Source organism: Catenulispora sp. GP43 (assembly GCF_041260665.1).
Classification (GTDB): domain Bacteria; phylum Actinomycetota; class Actinomycetes; order Streptomycetales; family Catenulisporaceae; genus Catenulispora.
The window spans coordinates 17,297-43,524 of the sequence record NZ_JBGCCT010000018.1; the positions used below are offsets into that span (position 1 = coordinate 17,297).

24 protein-coding genes are annotated in these 26,228 nt (G+C 71.3%); 10 read left to right on the forward strand and 14 right to left on the reverse strand.

The window, feature by feature from the left end; translation table 11 throughout:
- Positions 1-11 precede the first annotated feature (11 nt).
- Positions 12-863, forward strand: a complete 852-nt coding sequence (locus ABH926_RS31185) for a hypothetical protein (RefSeq protein WP_370369467.1) — start codon at positions 12-14, stop codon at positions 861-863.
- Between the two features lie 71 nt (positions 864-934).
- Here ABH926_RS31185 and ABH926_RS31190 read toward each other — a convergent pair whose 3' ends face one another.
- From ABH926_RS31190 to ABH926_RS31200, 3 genes are all read right to left on the reverse strand, one after another.
- Positions 935-2,275: a M1 family metallopeptidase gene (locus ABH926_RS31190; protein WP_370369468.1), complete on the reverse strand. Its 1,341-nt coding sequence runs from the start codon at positions 2,273-2,275 to the stop codon at positions 935-937.
- The gene (locus tag ABH926_RS31195) at positions 2,272-6,180 is read right to left on the reverse strand and encodes a Pls/PosA family non-ribosomal peptide synthetase (protein WP_370369469.1); all 3,909 of its coding nucleotides are present in this window, start codon (positions 6,178-6,180) and stop codon (positions 2,272-2,274) included. Before ABH926_RS31195 ends, ABH926_RS31190 begins: the two co-directional genes overlap by 4 nt.
- Positions 6,181-6,570: 390 nt before the next feature.
- The gene (locus ABH926_RS31200) at positions 6,571-6,837 is read right to left on the reverse strand and encodes a hypothetical protein (RefSeq protein WP_370369470.1); all 267 of its coding nucleotides are present in this window, start codon (positions 6,835-6,837) and stop codon (positions 6,571-6,573) included.
- A 101-nt stretch (positions 6,838-6,938) separates the two neighbouring features.
- Between ABH926_RS31200 and ABH926_RS31205 the strand changes: the two genes are divergently transcribed.
- Positions 6,939-7,685: an ArsR/SmtB family transcription factor gene (locus ABH926_RS31205; protein ID WP_370369471.1), complete on the forward strand. Its 747-nt coding sequence runs from the start codon at positions 6,939-6,941 to the stop codon at positions 7,683-7,685.
- 420 nt (positions 7,686-8,105) lie between these two features.
- Here ABH926_RS31205 and ABH926_RS31210 read toward each other — a convergent pair whose 3' ends face one another.
- The 5 genes from ABH926_RS31210 to ABH926_RS31230 all read right to left on the reverse strand — a co-directional run bounded on the left by ABH926_RS31210 (position 8,106) and on the right by ABH926_RS31230 (position 11,978).
- Positions 8,106-8,897 (reverse strand): class I SAM-dependent methyltransferase, encoded by a 792-nt coding sequence (locus ABH926_RS31210; protein ID WP_370369689.1) that lies wholly within the window; start codon positions 8,895-8,897, stop codon positions 8,106-8,108.
- 159 nt (positions 8,898-9,056) lie between these two features.
- A complete protein-coding gene (locus ABH926_RS31215) occupies positions 9,057-9,923 on the reverse strand; it encodes an LLM class F420-dependent oxidoreductase (protein WP_370369472.1) in 867 nt (288 codons plus the stop codon).
- 181 nt (positions 9,924-10,104) lie between these two features.
- Positions 10,105-10,326 carry a hypothetical protein gene (locus ABH926_RS31220; protein WP_370369474.1) on the reverse strand — a complete coding sequence of 74 codons (222 nt, stop codon included), beginning with the start codon at positions 10,324-10,326 and terminating at the stop codon, positions 10,105-10,107.
- 97 nt (positions 10,327-10,423) lie between these two features.
- On the reverse strand, positions 10,424-11,527 hold the full coding sequence (gene bioB / locus ABH926_RS31225) for a biotin synthase BioB (protein WP_370369475.1): 1,104 nt from the start codon (positions 11,525-11,527) through the stop codon (positions 10,424-10,426).
- A 46-nt stretch (positions 11,528-11,573) separates the two neighbouring features.
- On the reverse strand, positions 11,574-11,978 hold the full coding sequence (locus ABH926_RS31230; RefSeq protein ID WP_370369476.1) for a hypothetical protein: 405 nt from the start codon (positions 11,976-11,978) through the stop codon (positions 11,574-11,576).
- On the opposite strand from ABH926_RS31230, the gene ABH926_RS31235 reads away from it, so the two are divergent.
- From ABH926_RS31235 to ABH926_RS31245, 3 genes are all read left to right on the forward strand, one after another.
- Positions 11,977-12,384, forward strand: coding sequence for a DUF4232 domain-containing protein (locus ABH926_RS31235; RefSeq protein ID WP_370369477.1), 408 nt, complete (start codon positions 11,977-11,979; stop codon positions 12,382-12,384). The two genes, ABH926_RS31230 and ABH926_RS31235, sit on opposite strands and share 2 nt — an antisense overlap.
- 113 nt (positions 12,385-12,497) lie before the next feature.
- On the forward strand, positions 12,498-13,568 hold the full coding sequence (locus ABH926_RS31240; RefSeq protein WP_370369478.1) for a Dyp-type peroxidase: 1,071 nt from the start codon (positions 12,498-12,500) through the stop codon (positions 13,566-13,568).
- Positions 13,569-13,571: 3 nt separating this feature from the next.
- On the forward strand, positions 13,572-14,423 hold the full coding sequence (locus tag ABH926_RS31245; RefSeq protein ID WP_370369479.1) for a family 1 encapsulin nanocompartment shell protein: 852 nt from the start codon (positions 13,572-13,574) through the stop codon (positions 14,421-14,423).
- Here ABH926_RS31245 and ABH926_RS31250 read toward each other — a convergent pair.
- The 3 genes from ABH926_RS31250 to ABH926_RS31260 all read right to left on the reverse strand — a co-directional run bounded on the left by ABH926_RS31250 (position 14,407) and on the right by ABH926_RS31260 (position 16,921).
- A complete protein-coding gene (locus tag ABH926_RS31250) occupies positions 14,407-15,207 on the reverse strand; it encodes a class I SAM-dependent methyltransferase (RefSeq protein WP_370369480.1) in 801 nt (266 codons plus the stop codon). The two genes, ABH926_RS31245 and ABH926_RS31250, sit on opposite strands and share 17 nt — an antisense overlap.
- A gap of 144 nt (positions 15,208-15,351) precedes the next feature.
- Positions 15,352-16,206, reverse strand: coding sequence for a C40 family peptidase (locus tag ABH926_RS31255; protein ID WP_370369481.1), 855 nt, complete (start codon positions 16,204-16,206; stop codon positions 15,352-15,354).
- A 592-nt stretch (positions 16,207-16,798) separates the two neighbouring features.
- Positions 16,799-16,921, reverse strand: coding sequence for a hypothetical protein (locus ABH926_RS31260; protein ID WP_370369483.1), 123 nt, complete (start codon positions 16,919-16,921; stop codon positions 16,799-16,801).
- 138 nt (positions 16,922-17,059) lie between these two features.
- Between ABH926_RS31260 and ABH926_RS31265 the strand changes: the two genes are divergently transcribed.
- On the forward strand, positions 17,060-17,860 hold the full coding sequence (locus ABH926_RS31265; protein WP_370369484.1) for an FHA domain-containing protein: 801 nt from the start codon (positions 17,060-17,062) through the stop codon (positions 17,858-17,860).
- Between the two features lie 25 nt (positions 17,861-17,885).
- On the opposite strand, the gene ABH926_RS31270 is transcribed toward ABH926_RS31265, so the two are convergent.
- From ABH926_RS31270 to ABH926_RS31280, 3 genes are all read right to left on the reverse strand, one after another.
- Positions 17,886-19,115, reverse strand: coding sequence for a cytochrome P450 (locus tag ABH926_RS31270; RefSeq protein ID WP_370369485.1), 1,230 nt, complete (start codon positions 19,113-19,115; stop codon positions 17,886-17,888).
- A gap of 41 nt (positions 19,116-19,156) precedes the next feature.
- Positions 19,157-20,227 carry a mannose-1-phosphate guanylyltransferase gene (locus tag ABH926_RS31275; protein ID WP_370369690.1) on the reverse strand — a complete coding sequence of 357 codons (1,071 nt, stop codon included), beginning with the start codon at positions 20,225-20,227 and terminating at the stop codon, positions 19,157-19,159.
- A 149-nt stretch (positions 20,228-20,376) separates the two neighbouring features.
- Positions 20,377-20,727 carry a DUF952 domain-containing protein gene (locus ABH926_RS31280; RefSeq protein WP_370369486.1) on the reverse strand — a complete coding sequence of 117 codons (351 nt, stop codon included), beginning with the start codon at positions 20,725-20,727 and terminating at the stop codon, positions 20,377-20,379.
- A gap of 156 nt (positions 20,728-20,883) precedes the next feature.
- On the opposite strand from ABH926_RS31280, the gene ABH926_RS31285 reads away from it, so the two are divergent.
- From ABH926_RS31285 to ABH926_RS31300, 4 genes are all read left to right on the forward strand, one after another.
- Positions 20,884-22,068: a sensor histidine kinase gene (locus tag ABH926_RS31285; protein WP_370369487.1), complete on the forward strand. Its 1,185-nt coding sequence runs from the start codon at positions 20,884-20,886 to the stop codon at positions 22,066-22,068.
- The gene (locus tag ABH926_RS31290; protein WP_370369488.1) at positions 22,065-22,814 is read left to right on the forward strand and encodes a response regulator; all 750 of its coding nucleotides are present in this window, start codon (positions 22,065-22,067) and stop codon (positions 22,812-22,814) included. The genes ABH926_RS31285 and ABH926_RS31290 overlap by 4 nt, the downstream gene beginning before the upstream one ends.
- Before the next feature lie 89 nt (positions 22,815-22,903).
- A complete protein-coding gene (locus tag ABH926_RS31295) occupies positions 22,904-23,794 on the forward strand; it encodes a YwqG family protein (RefSeq protein ID WP_370369489.1) in 891 nt (296 codons plus the stop codon).
- A 132-nt stretch (positions 23,795-23,926) separates the two neighbouring features.
- Positions 23,927-26,221 (forward strand): arabinofuranosidase catalytic domain-containing protein, encoded by a 2,295-nt coding sequence (locus tag ABH926_RS31300; RefSeq protein WP_370369490.1) that lies wholly within the window; start codon positions 23,927-23,929, stop codon positions 26,219-26,221.
- Positions 26,222-26,228 lie beyond the last annotated feature (7 nt).

Here is a 26,228-nt window from a genome sequence, read left to right on the forward strand (position 1 = left end):
ATCCTGGAGGCGTGACGACTCCCGCGAAAGCCGATGACGACGAGCCCCTCATACCGCTGCCGCTCAAGATCCTGGCGGTCATCAGCATCGTCGTGCACATCGTGCTGCTGGGCCTGGCCTGCATCGCCGCGAAGTCATCCGGTGACGCCGACCTTCTGGCAGCAGACCGTGCGTGGGACTGGTACCTGGTAGTCGGGGCCGCGTGGAGTGTCGGCATCGGGATCTTCGGCCTGCACTGGGGCGGTCAGGCGACGACGCGCTTCGGCGGGACCGGGTCCTCAGCGCGGGTGGGGTGGTGTCTGGCCGGGGTATGGCTCGGTTACTTCTGGCCGGTGCCGGTCACGGCGGCAGCGGTGACGTTCGCCCTGTGGCCTCGGCGCCCCTCGCCAGCCGCTCAGATCCGGCCGGAGCCTGCACGGGCCAATGCGCGATGGCGCCGAACCGGGGTGGGGATCAGGGTGCGGATCGCCGCCGTCGTGGTCGCGGCACCCGTCGCCATCGCCGGATCGGCCTGGGGGCTGTCGGCGCACGCCGCAAGACTGCACCAGGTCTCGGCGGCGTCGGCCGCTACGGTCGTCGGCACCTGGCGCGCCGGCGGCATGACAGTCACCCTCCGCCCCGACGGCACCTACAGCGCCTCGGACCTGACGGCAGCGGACTTGTCGGACAACGAGGCCTACCCCCCTGGGACCGGGCAATGGGATTTGGGCACCACCGGACCCCACGAGCTGGACTCGGTCGAGCTTCGGCCGTCTCAGGACCGTCTCCTGGAACTGCCCGTGTACCAGGCCTCATCGATCGACTACCTGTGCGCGGAAATCGATCCCGACAGCCCCTGCGACATAGTGTTCCACCGCGAGTAGGGCGTACAGCACGTCGACGACCGCCATCACATCGTCCAGGCCCGCGCGCTCGGCGTCGGAGGCGGCCGCGCTCAGCGACGACCACCAGCATCGAGTGAGGGCAGCGGCGGCTTGGACAGCCACGCCTCGAAGAACGCACCCAGGTCCCGCCCCGTCACCGCCGAGACCACCGCCACGAACTCCGCCGTCGATACCGTCGCGTGCCGGAACCGCCGCGTCCACGTCCGCAGCACCTCGAAGAACACCTCGTCGCCCACCGACAGCCGCAGCGCGTGCAACGTCAACGCACCCCGCTTGTAAACCCGATCATCGAACAAGTCCGCCGGGCCCGGATCGGCCAACACCACGTCCTGCGGCAACCGCGCCAGCCGTCCGTGCCACATCCGCGCCAACTCATCCGCCGACCGGCCCCCCGAACCCTCCGACCACAACCACTCCGCATAACACGCGAAGCCCTCGTGCAGCCAGATATCCCGCCAATCCCCCAACGTCAGCGAATTGCCGAACCACTGATGCGCCAACTCATGCGCGATCAGCCGCTGCCCCTCCCAGTCCAACTCCATGTGGTTACTACCGAACATCGACACACCCTGAGCCTCCACCGGGATCTCAAGACGGTCCTCCGTCACCACCACCGTGTACGCCTCGAACGGATACGGCCCGAACAACCGCCCGAACAACGCCACCATCGCATCCTGCGACCCCAGCGCCTCCCGCGCGCCCGCCAACCGCCGCGCCGGCGCCACCACCGCCAACGGCACCCCGCCGGCCACCCCCGGCAACTCCACCCGCTGATACACCCCGACCTGCAACGTCGCCAAATACGTCGCCATCGGCGCGTCCTGCACGAACGTCCACGTCGACGTCGACCCGCTGTGCGCCACCCCCGCCAACCGGCCGTTCGCCACCACCCGGTACTGCGACGCCGTCGTCACCTGAATCCGATACGTCGCCTTCTGATCCGGCCGGTCATTGCACGGGAACCACGACGGCGCCCCCGTCGGCTGCGACGCCACCAACATCCCGTCCGCCAACTGCTCCCAGCCCAACCCCCCATACCGCGACGACGTCGGACGCGGCGCACCCCGATACACGATCTCCAACACCACCTGCTCCCCAGCGGCCACCACCGCCGGAAGCACCACCTTCAACTTCTCCTTGCGATGCTCGAACCGCAGGCGCCGGCCATCCTGCAGAATCACCCGATCCACCCGCAGATCAGCGAAATCCAGCACGATCGACGACAACGCCGACGTCGCCCACACCGTCAACACCGCCACCGCCGACAACCGGTTCGAACCCACCCGGTAATCCAGCGTCAACTCGTAATGCTCGACCACATACCCGTCATTGCCCCGCCGCGGAAAATACGGGGCAGCCACACCTGAGGCCGCGCCATATCCGGCGCTCACGCCTGCTCCGGCCACGGCGCGATCGGATTACCCTGCCACCGCGTATGCGCCGGCACCGCCTCACCCCGCATCACCAACGACGCCGGACCCACCGTCGCCTGCGCCCCGATCTGCGCCGCCGGCAGAATCACCCCCTGCGGCCCCAACGTCGCCCCCGCCTCCAGCCGCACCACATCCATACTCATCACCCGATCATGGAACAGATGCGTCTGCACCACACAACCCCGATTCACCGTCGACGCATCCTCCAACACGATCAGATCAGCCTCCGGCAGCCAATACGTCTCACACCACACACCCCGCCCCACCCGCGAACCCATCAACCGATGCCACAGATTCAACGGCGCCGTCCCCAACCACGTCTCCGCGAACCACGGCGCCGCCACCAACTCCACGAAGTTGTCCGCCAACTCGTTGCGCCACACGAAAGAACTCCACAACGGCTGATCCGATACCCGGATCCGCCCCACCAAAGCCCACTTCGCCACCACCGCGACCAACCCGGCCACCACCCCGGCCGCCAAGAACACCACACCGCCCAACAACACCCCCGCAGCCACACCCCAACTACGCGCGATCTGCGTCACCACCGCCACCGCGGCCAACGCCACCGCGACCGTCACCATCATCGGCACCAGCCGACACAGCTCGATCGCGGCGCGCGCGATCATCAGCCGCCGCGGCGGGTTGTACGTCAGCGCGTCGTCGACGTCCTGGCCCGGACGCCGCAGCCGCTCCGGCGGCATCCCCAGATACGACTTGCCCCGCTTCGCCTTGTGCGGAGCCGCCGACAACACCCCGACCAGGCTCTCCTTCGGCAGCTTGCGGCCCGGCGCCACCATCCCGGAGTTCCCCACGAACACCCGCTTGCCGATCCGCGCGTGCCCCACCCGCAGCCAGCCGCCGGCCATCTCGTACGGCGCCACCATCGTGTCGTCGGCCAGGAACGCCCCGTCGTTCACCGTCGTCATCGCCGGCACCGCCAACACCGTCGACATCTCCACGCCGCGCCCGACCCGCATCCCCAGCACCCGCAGCCACGACGGCGTCAGGATCGAGGCGTACAGCGGATACAGCCACACCCGCGCCATCGCCATCAGCTGCAGCGTCGCCCAGGTCTGCCAGGCCCGCCGGCTGTGCAGCGGATGATCGCCGGCGACCATCCCCACACTCAGCGCCCGCACACACACCAGCGTCAGCAGCGCGTAGCAGACCACGAACACCGGCGTCGCCGGAAGCAGACCCACCAACGCCCAGCCGAAGCCCTGCCACACTGTCGCCGTGTCATGCACGAACGCCGCCACGATCAGCAACGCCGGGATCGCCGCCACCAGCGGGAACAGGGCCAGCCCGACAGCCGTCGAGCCGTACACCAGCGTCCAGATCCTCGAGCGCTGTGCCTGCCCCGGCAGCCGCTCGGCCTTGCGCAGCCGCACCGCCGGCGACCCCGCCCACTCCTGGCCGGCCGGGACCACACCGCCCACCGACGACCCCGGCGCGATCCGCGCCCGCTCACCGATCCGCGCCCCCGGCAGCAACGCCGACCGCGCACCCACCGACGCCCCCGCGCCGATCCGCATCTCCCCGACCCGCACCCGGCCGCCGTCGACCCAGAAACCCGTCAGGTCCACCTCCGGCTCCACCGACGAGCCCGCGTCCATCCGCAGCATCCCCGTCACCGGCGGCGGCGAATGCAGATCCACATCCGGACCCAGCCGCGCCCCCAACGCCCGCGCGTACAGCGTGTTCCACGGCCCCGTCACCGTCGTCAGCACCCCGACCCGCCACGCCAACTGCTCCGCGGCCCACAAGCGCAGATGCACCGACCCGCCCCGCGGATACTCACCCGGGCGCACGCCCCGCACCAGCAACCGCACCCCCGAGGCCGCGATCGCGATCCGGCCCGGCGGCGAGACGAACACCACGAACCCCGCCGCCACCCACCACCACGACACCCGCGGCGCCCACGGCACGTCCACCAGGTTCCCCAACGCCGCCAGCAGCGTCAGCCAGCGCAGCGCACCGATGGTCGCCAACGGCACCATCGCCGCCACCTGCACCGCCTGCGCACCGCGCCCGACCGGCGCCACCTCCGGCAGCGACTCGGCGACCTGGTCGTCGACCGCCTCCGGGGCCATCGCCAGCAACCGCGCCGCCAGCTCACCCAGCGTCGGATTGTCATACACGTCCCGGACGGTCACCGTGGGATAGCGCGTCCGCAGAATCGACACGAACCGCGCCGCCACCAGCGAACTGCCGCCGGAATCGAAGAAGTCCACCTCCGGGCGCACCGGACGCTCACCCAGCACCGCCGACCACCGCTCGGCCAGCCAGTCCTCCGCGACCGTCAGCTCCGCCGCCTCGACCGGCTCCTCCACCCCCGGCAACGGCCACGGCAGCGCGTCGCGATCCACCTTGCCCGACGTGCGCACCGGCAGATCCCCGACCACCGCGATCCGCGGCACCAGCGCCGCCGGCAGCTTCTCGGCCAACGCCGCCCGCGCCTGCCCCGGCTCGAACCCGAAACCGCCCGGCACCACGTACCCGACCAGGATCTCCGCGCCGCCGGCCGTCTTCTTCACCGCCGCCGCCGCACCGGCCACCCCCGGCAGCGCCTGCAACGCCGCGTCCACCTCGCCCAGCTCGATCCGCCGGCCGCCCAGCTTCACCTGCTCATCGGCCCGGCCCAGGAACACCAGGCCCTCCGGATCGGCCCGCACCAGGTCTCCGCTGCGATACGCCCGATCCCAGTCCATCGACTTCAGCGGCGCGTACTTCTCAGCGTCCTTCTCCGGATCCAGATACCGCGCCAGCCCCACCCCGCCGATCACCAGCTGCCCCGAGCCGCCCATCGCCACCGGCTCCTCGAGCTCGTCGACGACCACCAGCTCCCAGCCGTCCAGCGGCAGCCCGATCCGCACCGGACTCTGCCCGGTCAGCAACGCCGCACTGGCCACCACCGTCGCCTCGGTCGGACCATAGGTGTTCCACACCTCCCGCCCCGCCACCGCCAACCGCTCGGCCAGCTCCGGCGGACACGCCTCACCTCCGAAGATCAACAACCTGACGTCGGCCAGCGCCTCGACCGGCCACAACGACGCCAGCGTCGGCACCGTCGACACCACCGTGATGCCGTTCTCCACCAGCCACGGCCCCAGATCCACCCCGCTGCGCACCAGCGCCCGCGGCGCCGGCACCAGACACGCGCCGTTGCGCCAGGCCAGCCACATCTCCTCGCAGGAGGCGTCGAAGGCCACCGACAGGCCCGCCAGCACGCGGTCGGAGGTGCCGATCGGCGCCTGGCGCAGGAACAGGCCGGCCTCGGCATCGACGAACGCCGCCGCGTTGCGGTGCGTGACCGCCACACCCTTCGGCTTACCGGTCGAGCCGGACGTGAAGATGATCCAGGCGTCATCGGCCAGCGTCGGCGGACGCGACGGCTTCGGCTCGACGACCGGAGCCAGTCTCGGCGCACCGTCGTCAGCGATCGGGACCGGCTGGACCGCGATCCGCAGCCCCTCACCGATCACCGCCCGCACCTCGGCCTCACCGAACACCAGCCGCGCCCGCTCGTCCGGATCGTCGGCGTCCACCGGCACATACGCGGCACCGGCCGTCAGCACCCCGAGGATCGCGATGTAGAGATCGACGGTCCCCGACGGGACCCGCACCCCCACCCGATCCCCGGCCCCCACACCGGCCCGGCCCAGGCGCGCGGCCATCGCCGCCGCCTCCACCAGCAACGCGGAGTAGTCCAAAGCCCGGCGGCCGTCGTCCAACGCCGTGGCGTCGGGATGCGCACGCGCCGTAGCGTGCAGAAGGTCGATGAGCGTTCGAGGCGCGGGCGCCGACGCCGACGCGTCGTACACCGCGGGGGCGTCCACACCGGACACCGGCTGATCCATTCGGGCATCCTCGCGTCGGCGGGGCGGCGCGCGCGGTTCGCGGGCCTGGCCGATGTCAGGATATCAACAGAGATGATCACGCGAATTCCGGCAGCGCCCCGGGGATTACATTCGGGCGCCGCCCTCGCCGTGCCGGGACGGCGCGGACAGAGGACGAACTCAGCGTCATCACAGCGTAGCGAAGCATCGGCGGTGTGGCGCGGGCGTGGTGGTGGGATGGCCGGCGGGTGTCTGGATCGTGTGTTCTTTTTTTGGGAGGTGCTCCCCCGGCGCAGGCACCGATCCCGTGATCGGCCTGGTTCTTTTAGGAGAGTGCCGCCGAAGGCGGCTCCTTGCAAGGTTGTGGTGAAGGTGGTGGTGACCCAGGTATGGAGAGAGGATAGGGGCCTGTTATCTGTCTTCCTTCGTCAGCAGGCAGTCGCTCAGCATGAACAGGCCGAAGATGACTTGCGGGGACTGCTGCCAGCCTCGCGGTAGTCGATGACAGAGCAGGGTTCCCAGGATCTGCGGACCGGCCTTCAACACTTCCTTGGCGAACAACGGGATGCCGACGCCGATCAGCCCGAGAGTGAACAGGTTGGCCACAGCGAAGGTCAGAAGCAGAACCCGTAGCTGCCGGTGGCGCAGGACGATCGCCAAGCTCTGGGACAGTTCCACGAGGACTGCTTTGCGGGGCTGCAGCTTGTTCGATCGCCGCGGCCGGCGCTGCCGGTCGGTCGTCGTCGTCCGCCGAAGTGTCACCCCGCGATAATTGTCGTATGAGCACGACGCGTCCGGTGCCCGACGAGATCCCGCTGCACGCCGGAGCCGAACTGGCCGCGATCGCCCGGCTGCTCGCCGACACCACCCGCGCCACGTTCTGTCTGGCCCTGATCGACGGCCGCGACTGGACCCCGACCGAGCTGGCCCGGCACGCCGGCGTCGCACTGTCGACGGCCACCGGGCACCTGAACGCGATGGTGGCCGGCGGCCTGCTGACGCAGGAGCGCCACGGCCGGCACCGCTACGTCCGCCTGGCCGACCCGCAGATCGCCGAACTGATCGAGACCCTGGCCGCCGCCGCACCGCCCCTCCCCTCCCCCACCGCCCGGACCCTGTCGGCCGACAACCGCCGCCGCGCCCTGGCCCACGGCCGCACCTGCTACGACCACCTCGCCGGCCGCCTCGGCGTAGCCGTCGCCGAAGCGATGACCGAGCGCGACCTGGTCGACTGGCAGCACGGCCTGCGCCTGACACCGGCCGGCGAGCAGTCACTGGCCGAGCTGGAGATCGAGGTCGCAGCCGGAACGCAGCGCCCGGCCCTGCGCTCGTGCCTGGACTGGACCGAGCGCCGCCCACACCTGGCCGGCACGATCGCGGCCGCGCTGTGCGACCACGCCCTGGAGCGGGGCTGGCTCAAGCGGATCGGAAGTACCCGGGCGGTGGCGGTGACGCCGGTCGGGTGCGAGGTGTTCGGGGAGTGGCTCGGGCTGACGGAGCAGGTGCTGAGGCCGGGCGGGGTTTGAGAGCGGGAGGCGGGCGTCAGCGACGACGTGGACGCGGCAACGATCCGCAGTCAATCGATCGAGCATACGTTTGCCCCGAGCGAGCGACTGCCGTCGATCCAGCCTTAGCGTAAGACTCATCACGGACGATGAGTCAAGTATCGCTGTGGGTAGCGGCGTGGAGTTCCCGGTGCCTGCCCACGTCAAGGACCTGGCACAGCTGGCCGGCGCGAAGCGGTCCGTCGGCGCGTTCGAACTCGGCGGGGATGGCCAGGTAGGCAGGCTGGGCGATCGTCGCGTCCGCGCCAGGGCCGTCCTCGGCGTGCAGTTGGCCACCGTTGAAGCTGAGCTGAACCGGTTGGCTGTCACCCGAGAGACCGCACTGCGGCATCTTGGGGCCTGTTATCCGCAGAACCGATCGACACCTGTCCTCTCCCGGGTTCAGCCCGGCTTGACCGCCAGCGTCGCAAAATAGTGCGACATGTACTCGGCGGACGCGTCGGACTGGTGCGGTGCCTCCGCGAAGCCGGTGAGGACGAACCCCGCAGCGAGTTGCCCGCCGATCTGCTCGGTGAGGGTGTGACCGTACTCGAGAGCGCCGTCCGCGCCGAACTTCGCGGCGCGCTCCTCGGCCGTGTAATGCGTGACGTCGCTGTAGGGCAGCTTGTGCACAACGACCAGCTCGCCGCGCTCGTCGAGGGCGTCGGGGTCGAACAAGTACGCATCAGGGTTGATGAACCCCGCGAGCAGGGTTCCGCCCGGTCGCAGGATGCGGAAGCACCCACGCCACGCCGGTGCCAGGTCGGGGACGAAGCAGTTCGAGACCGGGTGGAACACCACGTCGAACGCCGCGTCGCCGAACGCGCTGAGGTCGCGCATGTCGCCCAGGACGGTGCGCAGCTCCAGTCCGTCGCGCTCGGCCACCATCCGGTCCTGGCCGAGCTGGCCCGGCGAGTTGTCGAACACGGTGACCCGCGCCCCCGCGGCGGCCAGGATCGGGCCCTGCTGGCCGCCGCCGGAGGCCAGGCACAGTACGTCCTTGCCGGTCAGGTCCGCCGGCAGCCAGGAGCGGTCGAGGGGCTCGTGCCCCATGAGGACGATCGACCAGTCGCCGTCGCGGGCGCGCTCGACATCGCCGGTACTCACCGGCCTCGACCACTCGTTGCCGTCCCGGACCAGCTTGTCCCAGGCCGCCCGGTTGTGGGCGCCGGGGTCGACGACGATGTCCTGCACCATGAACTCCCTGCGACAGCTGAGCGGACACCAGCGGTACTGCCGGTGTGGTGCCGTCAGCCAACACGATCACCGGTGCGGGATCAACGAGAATTAGCGGGCCGCCCCGAGACCGGCGACCCGCAACCCCGCCCTGCAACGCTGCCCTGCAACGCTGCCCTACAACTCCGCCATCGCCGGGATCATCTCCCGCCCGATCAGCTCCAGCCGCTCCGTCTGCCACACGTCCGGCACCGAGCCGTGCACCTCGGCGACCCCCAGCGCCGCGAAGCCGCGGATCTGCTCCATCAGCGCCGGGATGTTCTCGCCCTTCTCGCCGATGTTCAGGGGCATCATCACCGTCTTCTCGATGCTGTCGTAGTCGCGACCCTCGGTTTCGCAGTGGGCGCGCAGGACGTCGAGCTTGTGCTCGAGTTCGGGGGTGGCAAACAGGTTGCAGGCCTGGGCGTACTTCGCGACCAGGCGCAGGGTCTTCTTCTCGCCGCCGCCGCCGATCAGGATCGGCGGGGTGCGCAGCGGCTGCGGGGAGTTCAGGGTGCGGCCCAGGTGGTAGTGCTTGCCCTCGTAGGGGGCCTCGCTGTCGCTCCACATCTGCTGGCAGATCTGCAGGGCCTCCTCCAGGCGCTCGAAGCGCTCGGCGGTGCTGGGGAAGAACAGGCCCAGGCCCGCGGCCTCCTCGCCGTTCCAGGCCGCGCCGATGCCGAGCCAGGCGCGGCCCTTGGACAGCACGTCCAGGGTGCTCACGGCCTTGGCCAGCAGGCCCGGGTCGCGGTACGTCACCGCCGTGACCCAGGCCAGCAGCTGCACCTTCTCGGTGCGGGCCGCCAGGAAGCCCAGGGCGGTGTACGCCTCGAGCATGTCGTGCTCGGCCGGGCCGACGTTGCCGATCTGGAACAGGTGGTCCATCACGCTGACGCGGGTGAAGCCGGCCTGCTCGGCGGTCACGGCCACCCGGGTCAGGTCGTCGGCCAGCGTGGCGGGCCCGCCGGGGTAGGTGAAGTCGGGGATGTGCAGCCCGAGTTCCATGGTGTGGCTCCTCACAAAGGACTCAAAGGGTCATCAGAAGACGAAAGCTACTCCCGCGACGCCCCGGATGTCAGTCGCAGACATCAACGCGCCGGGGCCGCCGCCGAACCCTGTCAGGGTGTTAACGCCCGCAGGGTCTTGACACCGGCAGGGGCTCGGCATTTTCAGGGGCTCGGCATCCTCAAGGCCGTGGCACCGGCCCGGGCGCGGCGTGCGCGGGCCGGTGCGCCTTGCCGCCGTCCCAGGGCAGAACCATCGACCACCCCATGGCCACCACTCCGAGCACCAGCACCACCGCGAAGATCGCGACGACCCCGCCGGAGGCGGCGTTGATGCCGGCGATCCCGAACGCCTCCAGATAGCCGCCGACGATCAGCGCCGTAATGCCCCATTTGGTCTCCATATATCCAACCTAGGCGTACACGCCGATCGCGCCACTCCCCCGACCCGATCGGGAACGCGGACGCGAACGCGACCAGCCCCGCGCCGCACCGCGCGCCTCAGGTGTTCGCCGGCACCTGCGTCCCGGCCCCGCGCCGCCGCACCGCCACCTGCTCGGCGCGCGCCGCTGGCAGCGTGCTCTCCTGCCGTCCCTCGACGCTGAAGCCGGCGTCGGCGATCATCGCGAGATCGTCGGCGCCGGGGGCGCCCTCGCTGGTCAGGTAGTCGCCGAGGAAGATCGCGTTGGCCAGGTGCAGGGCCAGCGGCTGCTGGGTGCGCAGGTGGATCTCGCGGCCGCCGGCCAGGCGGACCTCCACGTCGGGAAAGACGAAGCGGAACAGCGCCAGGATCCGCAGGCAGCGGGCCGGGGTGAGGTCCCAGCGCCCGCCCAGCGGGGTGCCCTCGAACGGGATGAGGAAGTTGACCGGCACCGAGTCCGGGTCCATGGCGCGCAGCGCGAAGGCGACGGAGACCACGTCCTCGTCGCTCTCCCCCATGCCGAAGATGGCGCCGGAGCACGGGGACAGCCCGGCGGAGGCGGCGTCGCGCAGGGTGCTGACGCGGTCGGCGAAGGTGTGGGTGGTGCAGATGTCCGCGTACTTCTCCTCGGCGGTGTTGAGGTTGTGGCTGTAGGCGTCGGCGCCGGCGGCGGCCAGCCGTGCGGCCTGGCCGTCCTTGAGCAGGCCGAGGCAGACGCAGACCTCGACGTCGGGGGTGCCGTCCTTGATCGCGGCCACGGTGTCGGCGACGCGCTCCACGTCGCGGTCGGACGGTCCGCGGCCGGAGGCGACCAGGCAGACCCGCTTGGCCCCGGCGCCGACGGCCTTGGCAGCCAGTTCGGCGGCCTCGTCGGTCTTGATCCAGGAGTACTTCAGGATCTCGGCTTCGCTGCCGAGCCGCTGGGAGCAGTAGAAGCAGTCCTCGGGGCACAGTCCGGACTTCATGTTCACCAGGTAGTTGAGCTTCACCCGGTTCCCGAAGAAGGCCCGCCGCACGCGCCCGGCGGCCGCGACGACGTCCAGCACGTCGGCATCGGAGCCGGCCAGCAGCGCCAGGGCCTGCTCGCGGGTCGGCGCCCGGCGCTCCAGGGCGGCGTCGACCAGGTCGGAGAGCAGAGTGTCGAGGGCGTGGTGGGGCGAGAGGGGCTGGGTCATGCTCCTCATCGTGGCGCGGCGCCCGGGCGGCCGGTGATCGGCGGCTGCCACAAGATCAAGGGGTGAACGTTGTGGGGTTCGTTCTGGCGCGCGCCGCGGTCCATGGCATGCTGCTCGGGATGAACACCTCTGATTCGAGCGGTCGCGGCGGTCCGGGCAGTCTGAGCGGCATACGGCCGGCCGTGGCGCTGGCCGCCTCGCTGGCGGTGGTGGCGCTGGCCGCGGGGTGCGGCGGTTCGAAGTCCGCCGCGGCGGCGGGCACGTCCTCCGGCTCGGCGACGACCGGCGCCGCGGGGTCGTCGGCATCGGCTTCGTCGTCGGCATCGGCTTCGTCGTCGTCCTCGGCGGGAGTCGCGGACGGCGGTGCGAGCCCGTCGGTCGCCGGGTCCGGCTCCTCCTCGCTGCCGCCGAAGCCGACCACCCCGGGTCCGGGCGGGCCGCGCGACTGTTCGACCGACATGCTGAAGTTCACGATCGCGTCGCTGCACGAGCCGATCAACCACGTGATGATCTCGGCGCAGAACATCTCGCCGCTGCCGTGCCATCTGAACAAGTACCCGCTGTTGCGCACCTTCCAGGCGCAGCAGACGCCGATCGCGGTGGCCGAGGCGACCAAGCCGGCGGTCGCGCTGGTGCTGCAGCCCGGCGCCACGGCGTACGCCGGTGTGATGACCAACTCCGCGGACGGTTCGGGCACGGACGGCAGGAACGTCCCGTCGCTGGTCCTGCAGTTGCAGGCGAGCAGCGCCGAAGCCGGCGGGGTGGGCCGGCCGGCCTCGGTGGTGATGCCGCACGACGCGCAGTACGTCGACAGCTCGGCGGTCGTCACCTATTGGGAGAGCGACATCGCCACCGCGACCTACTAGGTCTGCCCGGGTCCGCCGAAAGAACATTCGATCATCGCCCGACAGGCGGGGGCATCCGGCGCCTGTTACGGTCGGGATGGTTGCGACGCCCGAGCCGCGAGGAGATCCGCCCGATGCCCAAGCTTTCCCCCGCCGACGCCGCCCAGCCGGTGGTCAGTCCCCTGACCTCGGCGGCGATGTTCCTGGTGCTGACCGTCGAGGACGGCGGCGAGGACGCGGTCCGGGAGGTCGTCCCCGATCTGAGCGCGTACGCGCGTGCGGTGGGGTTCGGGTATCCACGCGGCGGTCTGGCCTGTGTCACCGGTTTCGGCTCGGCGGTGTGGGACCGGCTGTTCGGCGGGCCGCGGCCGGCCGAACTGCATCCGTTCGCGGCGCTGGACGGGCCGCGGCATTCGGCGCCGGCCACCCCCGGGGACATCCTGCTGCACATCCGGGCCCAGCATCTGGACCTGTGCTACGACTTCGTCGAGCACGTGCTGACGCGCCTGGGCGGTGCGGTGAAGGTCGTGGACGAGGTCCACGGCTTCCGCTACCACGACAACCGGGACCTGCTGGGTTTCGTGGACGGCACCGAGAACCCCGAGGGCCACGAGGCGGTCGAGGCGGCTCTGGTGGACGCCGAGCGGGATCCGGAGTTCGTCGGCGGCAGCTATGTGATCGTGCAGAAGTACACGCACGACATGGCCGCGTGGCGAACGCTGTCGGACACCGAGCAGGCGCTGGTCGTCGGCCGCACCAAGACCGACAACATGGAGCTGTCGGACGCGGTGAAGCCGAAGACCTCGCACGTGGCGCTGAACACGATCGTCGGCCCGGACGGCGAGGAGCAGGACATCCTGCGGCACAACATGGCCTTCGGCTCGTTCCGGGAGGGCGAGGCCGGCACCTACTTCATCGGGTACTGCGCCACTCCCACTGTGACCGAGCAGATGCTGCGGAACATGTTTCTCGGCGACGAGGAGGGAAACACGGACCGGATCCTGGACTTCTCGACCGCGATCACCGGAGGGCTGTTCTTCGTGCCGGCCATGGACTTCCTGGACGATCCGCCGCCGGCTCCCGGCGACGACTCCCCGGCGCCCGACGCGTCTCCCTTCGACCCACCCGCTGCGGCGTCCGCGCCGCCCGCACGACCTCGGCCCACTGATGGATCGTTGGGCCTCGGAAGCCTGAAACGGAGCTGACCTATGAACAACCTGCACCGCGACCTCGCCCCGATCGGCGATGCCGCCTGGGAGCAGATCGAGGAGGAGGCCCGCCGCACGGTGCTGCAGTACCTGGCCTTCCGGCGCGTCGTGGACGTGGCGGGCCCGGCGGGCCTGGAACTCGGCGCGGTCGGCGACGGCCACACCGCGGCGATCGCCGCGCCGCACGACGGCGTGCAGGCCCGGCTGCGCAGCGCCCAACCGCTGGTGGAGGTGCGGATCCCGTTCGAGCTGGACCGCTCGGCCATCGACGACGTGGAGCGCGGCGCGCAGGACAGCGACTGGCAGCCGCTGAAGGACGCGGCGAAGATCGCGGCGTTCACCGAGGACCGGGCGGTCGCCGACGGCTACGCGGCGGCGGGCATCACCGGGCTGCGGCCATTCGCCAGCAACGCGTCGATGCTGCAGCCCGAGGACCCGGCCGACTACCCGACGACCGTGGCGCGGATGGCCACGCAGCTGAAGCTGGCCGGTATCGAAGGGCCCTACCACCTGGTGCTGGGCGCGGACGCCTACCAGACGCTGTCGGACGCGGTGGACCACGGCTACCCGGTCGCCGAGCACGTGGCGCGGCTGATCGACGGCGAGGTGATCTGGGCGCCGGCGATCAGCGGCGGCGTGCTGCTGTCCGGGCGCGGCGGCGACTACTGCCTGCAGCTGGGGCAGGACCTGTCGATCGGGTACGAGTCGCACACCGCGGAGAAGGTGCGGCTGTACTTCACGCAGTCGTTCACGTTCCTGCCGTACACCGCCGAGGCCGCGGTGCCGCTGAGCGGCAGCGGCGACGGCGGGCGCGGCGGCAAGCCGTCCAGGGCGGCTAAGCGGTCGCGGTGACGATCACGTAGCCCTTCGGCTCGCGCCAGAGTCCGCCCGGCAGGGTGCGGAATCTGGCGCGCGCCGCTTTGTCGAGGTCGGCGGTGATGGCCTGGCGCAGTGCCGGCTCCTCCGGAACGCCTTGCAGCGTCAGGATCGAGGCCAGATACGCCACGACCGGCTCCGGCTCGGTGAACAGCAGGGCGTTGTCGCGCCGCAGCACGCGCAGGCCGGCGGGGTCGAAGCTGTGGGCGACCAGGTCGGGGAGGTTGCCGCCGTGCACGTTCTCATCGGGTGAGGGCGGCGCGGTGATGCCGTGGACGGCCAGGACCTCGTGCAGCACGGCCATCAGGTGCGGGTAGGGCGCTTCGCGGTTCACGACCGCGGCGAAGCGGCCGCCGGGGCGCAGGACGCGGCGCACCTCGGCGACGGCGCCGGCCGGGTCGTCGAGGTGGTAAAGCATATGGCGGGCGGTGACGATGTCGAAGGCGCCGTCGGCGAACGGCAGGTGCCGGGCGTCGCCGCGGGCGGCGTGCACGCCGGGGATGCGGGCGCAGGTGGCGGCGGCCTCGGCGGAGAAGTCCAGGGCGGCCAGGGATGCGGTGTGTCCGGCGGCGGCCAGCCGGGCCAGGAAGGTGCCGGTGCCGGGGCCGACGTCGAGCAGGCGGTCGGCGGCGGTGACCGCGGCGGCTTGGAGCACGTCGGCTTCGACGTCGTGCTCGAACTCGCTGTAGCGGCGGTGGGTCTGGATCCTGACGTCCAGCGGGCTCAGGTCGCGGTAGGCACGGTCCACGGCGGTAGTCATGCGGTTCATCATGGCGGCCGCGCGCGGTCAACGGGTCAACGGGTCGGCGGGTCGGCGGGTCGGCGCGCCTTCCGGGCGGCCGGCCTTCCGGACAGCGGGCGTTCTCGGCGGCGGGGCTGCCGCCGCCGAGAACGGCCCGCCCGCTCAGGCCTCCTGCACCCGGACCACGACCGAGACCGGCATGGAGCGCACCGGGTCGGGGCGGACCGAGGCGCCGGTGTGCGGCGAGTCGATCACCAGACCGTTGCCGACGTAGATCCCGACGTGGTGCTGGGTGGGATAGAAGACCACGAGGTCGCCCGGCTCGGCCTTGTTCAGCGAGATGTGCGTGCCGGCCCGCGCCTGCGCGCGCACCGTGCGCGGGATCTTGACGCCGGCGGCCGCCCAGACGTGCTGGGTGAAGCCGGAGCAGTCGAATCCGGCGCGCGTAGTGCCGCCCCAGCGGTAGGGGACGCCGAGCAGGGACAGCGCCTCGTGGACCGCCGTGGCCGCCTTCTTGCTCTTGGCCTCGGGCAGGTACTCCAGCTGGTAGCCGTTGGCATGCCGGGCCGTGCGGAAGCGGTGGGTCGAGCGGTTGTGCGACGTGCCCTGATACCGGGCCGAGGCCTTGGTCCTGCCGGACTTCCACTTGGCGGACTTCGACTTGCCGGACTTCCACTTGCCGGATTTCCATTTGCCGGATTTCCACTTGGTGGCGCGCCGTTTTCGCTCTTCCGGCTGTGGACTCGCTTCCGGCTGTGGACGCTCTTCCGCCGGAGGCGACGTATCGGCCGGGTCCATGAACGCGGACCCGGCGGCGCGTTCGCTGCGCGCAGCGAGCAGCGCCGAGACGGAGGCCGCGGTCAGGGGCGAGGGCGTCGCCAGCGCCGCGTTCTGGAGAGCGGGCCGTTCCGGGGAGCCGCCGAGGCTGTCGGCGGCTGCGGCCAGCAGCGCACCGGCTGCCAGCAGTGCGGAAACGCACCGTGCGGGAGCACGGTGCCCACGTTTATGACATTGCATCCCGTTCACTTCCCTCGGTCTGGCGCAGGACAGGCTCCTGTGATGATCCGAAGATCGTCTTACCGCCGGTGCGAGGGCTCCATGCCTGACCACCCCCGGACGGCGCAGTGCCTTGAAGCGCCACCTGGCCGGGACGGGCAAGGAAGGGTGACCAAAGAAGGAGGCTGAGGGCGGGGCCGCCAAGCTGCCGGGCCACCGGACCGCCGGGCCACCTCCGGACACGACGAAACCGCCCCGCCGTACGGCCCCGTGACCGTCGGAGAGGCGGCGTGTCGCGCTGCCCTGGTTCGGTGCGGGTCGGCCCCCCCGGCCGGTCCGCGCCATCACCCCCCCCTGTCCCGCCTGTCCTGCTGCCGGGATCGGCATCGTCGCCGACCCCGGCCCTGGGACGTTCCCCCTCGCGCCTGACCGCACGGCCCCGTGACCGTCGGACAGACACCCCCTGGCAGCCGGCGCCGGCTTCCCCTTCCGGCACCGCGGCCCGATCCGCCTCGCCGACCGGCCCCGTGACCGGCGGTGAGACAGCCCCCTTCCCCCTCCCGCCGCGCCGCCGCCCCGTACGGCGGCGGCGCGGTGGAAACTCAGCTCCGCGTCATCGGTGCTCGCGGCGCATGCTCACCCGCGCTTGCGGCCGGGCCGTCAGACCCAGCCCGAAGCTCCGGTAAGGACCTTCGCTGTCGACGTTGTCTTCCTGGACGAAATCCGTGTTCACCATGGGAACTATGGGAGCACCGACAGGGCGGGACCCCTCCCCGCCGATCCGAAGTACGCTGCTCGTCGGGCACCACGTATGCCGCCAGAGGAGAATCAGCCGCCGCCGGGCCCGCCGGCGCGGTCGAGGAAATGGGCCACCATGCAAATACGGGACTTCATCCCCCAAGTCCTGCCGCAGAACCTGCCGAGCCTGGCCGGCGGCGTGCCGCCCGCCCCGGCCGGGACGATCTTCGTCAAGGCCGGCCCCAGCGGCTTCGCGGTGCCGCCGCGCAAGTTCACGCTGCACTTCGGCCGGGCCGAGGCGGACGTGCACGTGGTGATCGGCGGCGACGACGAGTTCGTCAGCCGCCTGGCGGGGATCTTCACCTGCGACGGCGACGAGTGGTGGCTGCGCAACGAGGGCCGCCGGCCGATCCTGGTGCCCGGCGCCGAGCCGGTGCTGCGGCACCACGAGGTCTCCGTCGGCCCCGGCTACACGCCGCTGACCATCGAGACCCCGAACCGCCGCACCCACCTGCTGGAGGTGCACATCGTCGGCAACCCGAGCCGCCCGCCCCGCGACATCGGCCAGGCCCGCACCCTGACCTCGGACGTCACCGACCTGTCGCCGGTCGAGCGGCTGATGCTGATCGCCCTGGGCCAGCGCTACCTGCGCCGCGAGCCCTACCCGGCGCCGGTGACCTGGAAGCAGGCCGCCGACGACCTGAACGAGGCCCAGCCCAACCCGGTGCACCCCTGGACCGCCAAGGCCGTGGAGCGCCGCATCTCCGAACTGCGCGCCCGCCTGTCCACCGGGCCCGGCGCGATCCGCGGCATCGTGAAGGAGCCCGGCATGGTCGAGCCGCTCGGCAACACGCTGAACGACAACCTGATCCGGGCCCTGCTGCGCAACGCGACGCTGGTGCCGGAGGACTTGTACGCGCTCGGCGACAACGTCTGAGGCTGATCTCTGAGACTGAGGCGGGCTACGCCTCCCGCGGCCCCCACGCCACCGGCAGCGCGGTCAGAGCCCGCACCCGCGTCCCGACCGTCCACTGGAGCTCCTCGGCGGGCACGGTCAGCCGCAGCTCCGGGAACGCGCCGAACAGCGTCGACAGCCCGATCCGCAGCTCCAGCCGCGCCAGCGGCGCCCCGGCGCAGAAGTGCGGGCCCTGACCGAAGGACATGTGCCGGCGGTCGGGCCGGTGGATGTCGAACGTGTGCGGCTCCGGGAAGCGGGCCGGGTCGAAGTTCGCCGCCGAGATCTGGCCGATGCACGCCTGGCCGGCCTCGACCGTCGTGCCCGAGGGCAGCACCGTGTCCTCGACGGCGACGCGCAGCAGCCCGCCGGTGGAGGTGGAGTCGTAGCGCAGGATCTCCTCCACCGCGTCGGCCCACAGCACCGGATCGGCGCGCAGCTCGGCCAGGACCTCGGGGTGCCGCAGCAGGGTCAGCGTGCCGCGGGCCAGCACCGTGGACGTGGTCTCATAGCCGCCGATGATCAGCGCGAACACCATGCTGACCAGCTCCTGCTCGGCCAGCCGGTCGCCGTCGTCGGCCCGGGCCCGGATCAGGTCGCCGACCAGGCCGGCCCCGGGATCGGCGAGCCGGCCGGCCACCAGGGCCCCGAGGTGCTCGCGGAACTCGGTGATCAGCGCCAGGCGCTCGTCCACCGGCATGCCGGTGTTGGCGATGACGGCGTTGGTCCAGCGCCGGAACTGCGGGATGTCGGCGCGCGCCACCCCCAGCAGCTCGCAGACCACCCGCACCGGCAGCTCCAGGCAGAACACGTCGGCCAGGTCGCCGGCCAGGTCGCCGGCCCGCATGCCGGCCACGACGTCCTCGGCGATCCGCCGGACCAGCGGCTCCCAGGCGGCGACCTTGCGCGGGGCCAGCGCCGGGCTGATCAGGCCGCGCAGGCGGGTGTGCTGCGGCGGGTCCATCGCGGAGATCGAGTACTCGCCGTTGTGGTTGTCGCCGGCCACGAACTCCACCCCGACGTCCAGCGTCGCGCGCCGGGACAGCGCCCGGTGGACGAACTCCGCGTCCTGGTACGTGGTCGCGACGTTCACCACCGCGCCGCTCGGCGCGCGCAGCCGGGACACCGGGCAGGCGGCGCGCAGCTCGTCGAAGGCCGGGGAGGGGCCGCCGAACAGTCCGGCGGAAAAGGGGAAATCGTCTATGTGTGTACTGTCTGCGGCGTCGGTCGAAGGCATGAGGATCACCATGACAAATCAGGACCCTGTTGGGTAGCCCTTCACACCCGCGCGTCGTGGCCGTCCGCCCGCAGCCCGTCCACGACCTGCTTCACCTCGTGCGCCCGATCGCGCGGGCACACCAGCAGCGCGTCCTCGGTGTCCACGACCACCACGTCGCGCAGGCCCACCACCGCCACCACCCGGCCGGTCGTGGACACCACCACCGAGTCCTCGACCCCGCGCAGCGTCGGGACCGCGGCGTCGGTGAGGACCACGTTGCCGTCGGCGTCGCCGTCCAGCGACTCCCCCAGCGAGTGGAAGTCGCCGATGTCGCTCCAGGGGAAGTCGGCCGGGACGGTGGCCACCCGGCCGGCCGCGGCGGCGCCCTCCATCACGCCGTAGTCCACCGAGATCTTCTCCAGGTCGTCCCACACGCCGCCGAACACGGTCTCGTGATCCGGGCCGTCCCAGGCCTCGACGATGGCGTCGATGCCGGCCCGCAGCCGCGGACGCTGCCGCTCCAGCTCGGCCAGGAAGGCCCGGACCTGGAAGACGAACATCCCGGCGTTCCACAGGTAGTCCCCCGACGCCAGGTAGCCGGCGGCGACCTCGGCCGAGGGCTTCTCGCGGAACTCCGCGACCCGGTGCACGCCGGGCGAGAGCGGCTCGGCCAGGCGCAGGTAGCCGAAGCCGGTCTCGGCGCGCGTCGGCCGGATCCCCACGGTCACCAGCGCCCCGGTCCCGGCCGCGGCGGCGGCCAGCCGGATCAGCTCCTCGAACCGCTCCTGCCGCCCTATGAGGTGGTCGGCGGAGTACACGGCCACCACCGCGTCCGGATCGCGCCGGGCGATCACCGCGGCGGCCAGCGCGATCGCCGCCAGCGAGTCCCGCGGCGCCGGCTCCACCAGGATGTTGTCCTCGGGCACCGCCGGCAGCTGGCGGGCCACCGCCGCGGCGTGCGCGACACCGGTCACGACGTACACCTGGTCCGGCTGCGACAACGCGGACACCCGGGCCGCGGTCGCCTGCAGCAGTGTCTGTTCGGTTCCGCCGAGACGGTGCAGGAACTTCGGATTCGCGGCCCGGGACAGGGGCCACAACCGGGTTCCGCTGCCGCCGGCCAGGATCATCGAGTACACGCGAGGACACCTTCCGAGGAGGGGGACGGGTTCCGAGGAGGGGACAAGCTCCCTGATACATTCCCCGGTCTTCCGACCGGCGCACCCCGGATCGTCCGCTGTGCCTCCTATGGCAGGATTCCGCGGTACTCGATCGACATTCAGCCCTCGAACACGTAGCGGCCGCCGGCATCGCGCCGCAGCTCGACGGTGCCGGTGACGGCGTCGACGTTCAGCGGCCCGTAGATGTGCGGGAACGGCTCGGCCGCGCCGGGCACCGGGTCGTACTTCAGCGGCGCGGTCAGCCGCTCGGGGTCGATGACCAGCAGCACCAGGTCCTCGGCGGCCACGTCGGCGTAGTACCTGTTCGCGACGCCCTCGACCTGGCCGGCGGTGGAGGCGTGGATGAAGCCCTCCTGCTCGACGGTCACGCCGCGGGTGGAGACGTGGTACTGCCCGGCAGCCTGGGCGTCGGCCCAGTCGGTGCGCAGGGCGATGTGGTAGATCGTCATGCTCCAGTCTGGCCCGAGCCGACCGCCGGTGTCACAGCCTGGTCGTGTCACAGCTTGGTCGTGTCACAGCCCCATCGTGTCGCGGCACCATTGGCCGCCCGGACTAGGCCTGCCGACCGATGCGGCCGGCGGCCGGCGATGGCTAGCCTGACCGACGTGAACGTTCTGGCGCCCCTTCTCCGTGGCCTCCGACAGCTCGCCGCGTGGCGGGTGCCGGCCGCCTGGTTCGACACGTTCGTCCGGGGCGGGGCGATCCTGTTCGCGGGGATGGTGTTCGACACCATGCCCAGCGGCCCCCAGCCGCTGTTCTTCGGCCCGGTCACCGTGCACTTCGGGGGTGTGCAGCGGATGGAGCTCGCTGTGCTGTCGGCCGTGCCGATCCTGGTGTGCCGCCGCCGGCCGATGACCGCGCTGGCCGGGGTGTTGGCCGGGGCGGTGGTGCTCGCGGCGGTCGGCGAGGCCAGTGCCATGTCGGTGCTCGGCGCGACCGTGCTGGTCGCCGTCGTCGCCGCCGCCCGGCCGCGGTGGGTCGGGGTGGCGGCCGCGGTCGGGACGTTCGCGGCCTGGGCGCTGCTGAAGGAGGCGACCACGCCGTCCGGGACCACCCCCTACGGCCGGCTCGGCAACGCCTTGCTGCTGGTGGCCGTCGCGTTCACCGGCGGGGTGCTGGTCCGGGAGCGGCGCGAGCACGGCAGGGCCCTGCGGGAGCAGGTCGCGACCAGCGCCGTGACCGCCGAGCGGCTGCGGATCGCCCGCGAGCTGCACGACATGGTGGCGCACAGCATCGGGATCGTGGCGATCCAGGCCGGGGCGGCCAAGCGCTGCATCCAGACGCAGCCGGTGCTGGCCGCGCAGGCGCTGGACGTCATCGAGACCACCAGCCGCGAGACTCTGACCGGGCTGCGGCACATGCTGGTCGCGCTGCGCAAGGCCGAGGCCGACCGCGACGGCCTGGCGCCGACGCCGGGGCTGGACGACCTGCCGGCGCTGGCCGACAACGCCGCGAAGGCCGGGGTCGCGGTCCAGATGCGCTTCGACGGCGAGCGCCGGGTGCTGCCGGCGGAGGTGGATCTGTCGGTGTATCGGATCGTGCAGGAGTCGGTGACGAACGTGGTGCGGCACGCCGGCACCCGGCGGTGCCGGGTGGCGATCGCGTTCCAGCCGCGGGACGTGGTGATCGAGGTGACCGACCAGGGCCGCGGCGCGCTCGCCGAGGCCCCGCGGGCCGGCGGGTTCGGGCTGGCCGGGATGCGCGAGCGGGTGTCGCTGCTGCACGGGTCCTTCGACGCCGGGCCGCTGCCGGAGGGCGGGTTCCGGGTGCGGGCGCGGATCCCGGCATGACCGGCACGCCCACCGGCACCCACACCGGCTCCGGCACCGGCACCGCCGGCGCGATCAGGGTCCTGCTCGCCGACGACCAGCCGCTGATCCGCGCCGGGCTGGTGATGGTGATCACCGACGCCCCGGACATCGAGGTGGTCGGCCAGGCCGGCAGCGGCGCCGAGGCCCTGCGCCTGGTGCACGACCTGCGCCCGGACGTGGTGGTGATGGACATCCGGATGCCCGGCCTGGACGGCATCGCGGCCACCGCCCGCATCAGGGCCGAGGCACCGGCGACCAAGGTGCTGATGCTCACCACGTTCGACGACGACGAGAACGTCTACGGCGCGCTGCGCGCCGGGGCCAGCGGCTTCCTGCTCAAGGACATGGCCCTGGACGACATCCTGGCCGCGGTGCGGGTGGTGGCCGCCGGCGACGCGCTGATCGCGCCGAGCGTGACCCGGCGCCTGATCGCGGACTTCGCCGACCGGGGCGGTGCGCCGGAGCGGGAGCGGCGAGCCGACCGGGACCCGCGCGCCGACCGACGGCCGCACCCGGACCGCGCCCTGCCAGCCGGCATCACAGAGCGCGAACACGAAGTCCTGACCCTGGTCGCCCGCGGCCTGGCCAACAGCGAGATCGCCGCCGAGCTGGTGATCAGCGTGGCCACGGCCAAGACGCACGTCGCGAACCTGTTGACCAAGCTGGCCGCGCGCGACCGGATCCAGCTGGTCATCCTGGCCTACGAGGCCGGGATCACCGGCTAGCTGTCGCGCCCGACAGAACTGTCGGGCACCCGCCACAAACATCCCGCAACGGGTTGTCCGACGGGCGGACACCTGAAAGCATTCCGCGCATGGAGATCAGTGAGTCACCGCTGGCCGAGGCCGGCCGGCGTTTCTTCAGCCCGGAGAACGCCAAGACGTGGATCGAGCTGTTGCGCCCGGGGTTCCACCTGCGCGAGCAGAACGAAGGTGAGCCGCTGGTCGGCTATCTCGGCGGGGAGCCGCTGCTGCCGGCCGACGTCGAGTGGCCGCAGTGGGAGGGCCACGGGCCGCTGTCGTTCGTGGCGGCAGTGGACTGCGACGAGTTCCCGGTGGCGGAACTGGACATCCCCGTGCCGGACTCCGGCATGCTGTTCTTCTTCTACTTCAACGGCATCGGCGAGGACGCCGTGCAGTACCTGGACCCGGACAGCGTCAAGGGCGGCACCCGGGTGATCTACGTGCCCGAGGGCACCGAGAACGTGGCCCCGCGCTCGGCGCCGGAGGGCCTGGAGGCCTTCCCGCGGGTGATGCTCACCGGCGAGTTGATAGCGACCGCCCCCGACAACGAGAACGCTGCCCTGGTCGCGGCGTTCGGCGGGCCGGGCGAGGACCCGGCCGCCGACGACGACTACACCGAGTACCCGACGGTCGGCGACGACGACGGCGACGGCTTCTACGACGCCCTGACCACCTTCCGCCGCGACCACTCCCCGCACCACCGCGTCGGCGGCTACGCCCTGCCCAAGGCCGGCTCGGTCACCAAGGAGGTCGCACACGTCCTGGCCCCCGGCGACGACGAGGCCGCCAAGGCCGCCCGCAAGGAGCTGCTGCCCGAGCTGGTGATGCTGCTGCAGGTCGACAGCGACGGCCGCGCGGCCATGGAGTGGGGCGACACCGGCCGGCTGTACTGGATGATCCGCCGCGAGGACCTGGCCGCCCGCGCCTTCGACAAAGCCACGTTCACCTGGCAGAGCGAGTAGCGATCGACCGCCGGCGCGCGCGCCGGTCCGCACCCGTGAGCGGCGCCGTCCTCGATGGACGGCGCCGCTCGCGTTGTCTCAGAACTCTGAATCGCATTGCCCAGTGAATCAGGGTCGTGAGACGCTGCCGTAATGATCATTACATCTGCACATCCGCCGCGGCGTGCCCTGCCACATCGGCTGCCGGCCCTGCTCGGCGCACTCCTCATCGCCCTCACGGCCCTCACGGCGCTCATCGCCGCACCGACCGCCGCCCGGGCCGACTCCTCGCTGCCCTGCGACATCTACGGCGCGGCCGGAACCCCGTGCGTGGCGGCGCACAGCAGCGTGCGCGCACTGATATCCGGATACAACGGCCCCCTCTACCAGGTCAGAAGGAACACCAACGGCGCGACGCAGGACATCGGCCTGCTGTCCCCCGGCGGCTATGTCAACGCGGCCGAGCAAGACGCCTTCTGCGGCGCCGTGAGCTGCACCATCACGAAGATCTACGACCAGACCTCCCGCCACAACGACCTGTCGCTGGCCCCGGCAGGGACGCAGGAGGGCGTCGGCGCCAGCCACGGCGCCGACGCCAACACGCTGGCCATCACCGTGGCCGGGCACAAGGCATACGGGATCTGGATCACGCAGGGCTCCGGTTACCGCTTCACCGGCGCGGCCAACGGCGTGGCGGTGAACGGGCAGCCCGAGGGCGTTTACATGGTGGCCAGTGGGACGCACACCGCTAATACATGCTGTTTTGACTACGGCAACGCCGAGGCGGCGCCCGCGGACACGGGCAACGGCCACATGGACGCGGTCAGCATCGCCACCACGTGCTTCTTCTCCGTCATCGCCCCGTGCACCGGCCAGGGTCCCTGGGTCGAGGCCGACATGGAGAACGGGATGTTCCTGGGCGACAACGGCGCCAACGCCGCCAACACCGGCAATGCCAGCTCCTATGTCACGGCGATGCTCAAGAACAACGGGCAGACCACATACGCGCTGAAGGGAGGAAACGCCCAAGGCGGCGGCCTGACGACCTACTACAACGGGAACCTTCCAGTGCCGGTCCTCCAGGAACAAATGGGCAAAGGCGTCTACCAGCCCATGAGCCAGGAAGGCGGCATCATCCTGGGCATCGGCGGCGACAACAGCGACTACTCCACGGGCACGTTCTTCGAGGGCGTGATGACCGCCGGCTACCCGACCGACGCGGCCGACAACGCCGTCCAGGCGAACATCACCTCCGTCGGGTACTCGGGACAGACCGCCATCCCGAACAACCCGCACAGCATCCAGTCCGGCGCGACCGCGACGATCCTGGACCACAACGGCGCCACGGTCACCTACGCCCTGGGCGCCGACGGCAACATCGACGAGAACTACCAGACCGTCCCCGGTGGCGGCGGCTGGAAGGGCTGGGAGCTCTACCTCAACCAGCCGAACGGCCCGCTCGCCCCCTTCGTCAGCGCACCCAGCGTGTTCGTGGACAGCGCCGGCCATACGGTCGTGACCGCCATCGACACCACCGGCAATGTCGAAGAGGACTACCAGACGGTTCCCGCGGCCGCACCGTGGTCCGGCTGGCATTACTACAACCACTCCGCGCTGCCGGCCGGCGTCAGGTTCATCGGCACGCCGTACGCCACCCACGACGCGAGCGGAGTCAACGTCACCTACGCCACCGGGACCGACGGCAACGTCTACGAGGACTTCTTCACCCGGTCGAAGGGCACCTGGTCGGGCTGGGAGACCGCCCTCACCGACGCCGACCGCGCCCACGAATGGGAGATCGTCAGCCCTCCGAGCGTGTTCGTCGACGGCACGGGCCATGTGGTCGTGACGGCCATCGACAGCTCGGGGAACGTGCTCGAGAACTACCAAGTCAACCCCGGTACGGCGCCGTGGTCCGGCTGGCACACCTACAACAACTCCCCGCTCCCGGCCGGCGTCAGGTTCATCGGCACGCCGTTCTCCACCCACGACGACAACAACGTCAACGTCACCTGGGTGACCGGGACCGACGGCAACGTCTACGAGGACTTCTTCACCCGGGCCACCGGCAACTGGTCGGGCTGGGAACTCAACCTCAACCTGGGCCGCGGCGGCGAATCCTTCGTCAGCTCACCCAGCGGCTTCGCGGACTCGGTCGGCAAGATGGTCGTGACCGCCCTGGACTCCAGCGGCAACTTGCAGGAGACGTACCAGCAGAGCCCGCGCGCCGCACCGTGGACCGGCTGGCACACCTACACCAACTCCCCGATGCCGGCCGGCGTCACGTTCATGGGGATGCCGAACTCCTTGAAGGACAAGAACGGCACGAACGTCACCTACGTGCTGGGCTCTGACGGCAAGGAATACGAGAACTACCTGGTCAACCACACCTGGTTCGGCTGGGAGCTGGCGCTCGGGACGCCGCCGGTGTTCCTCGGCCAGATGTAGCACACCG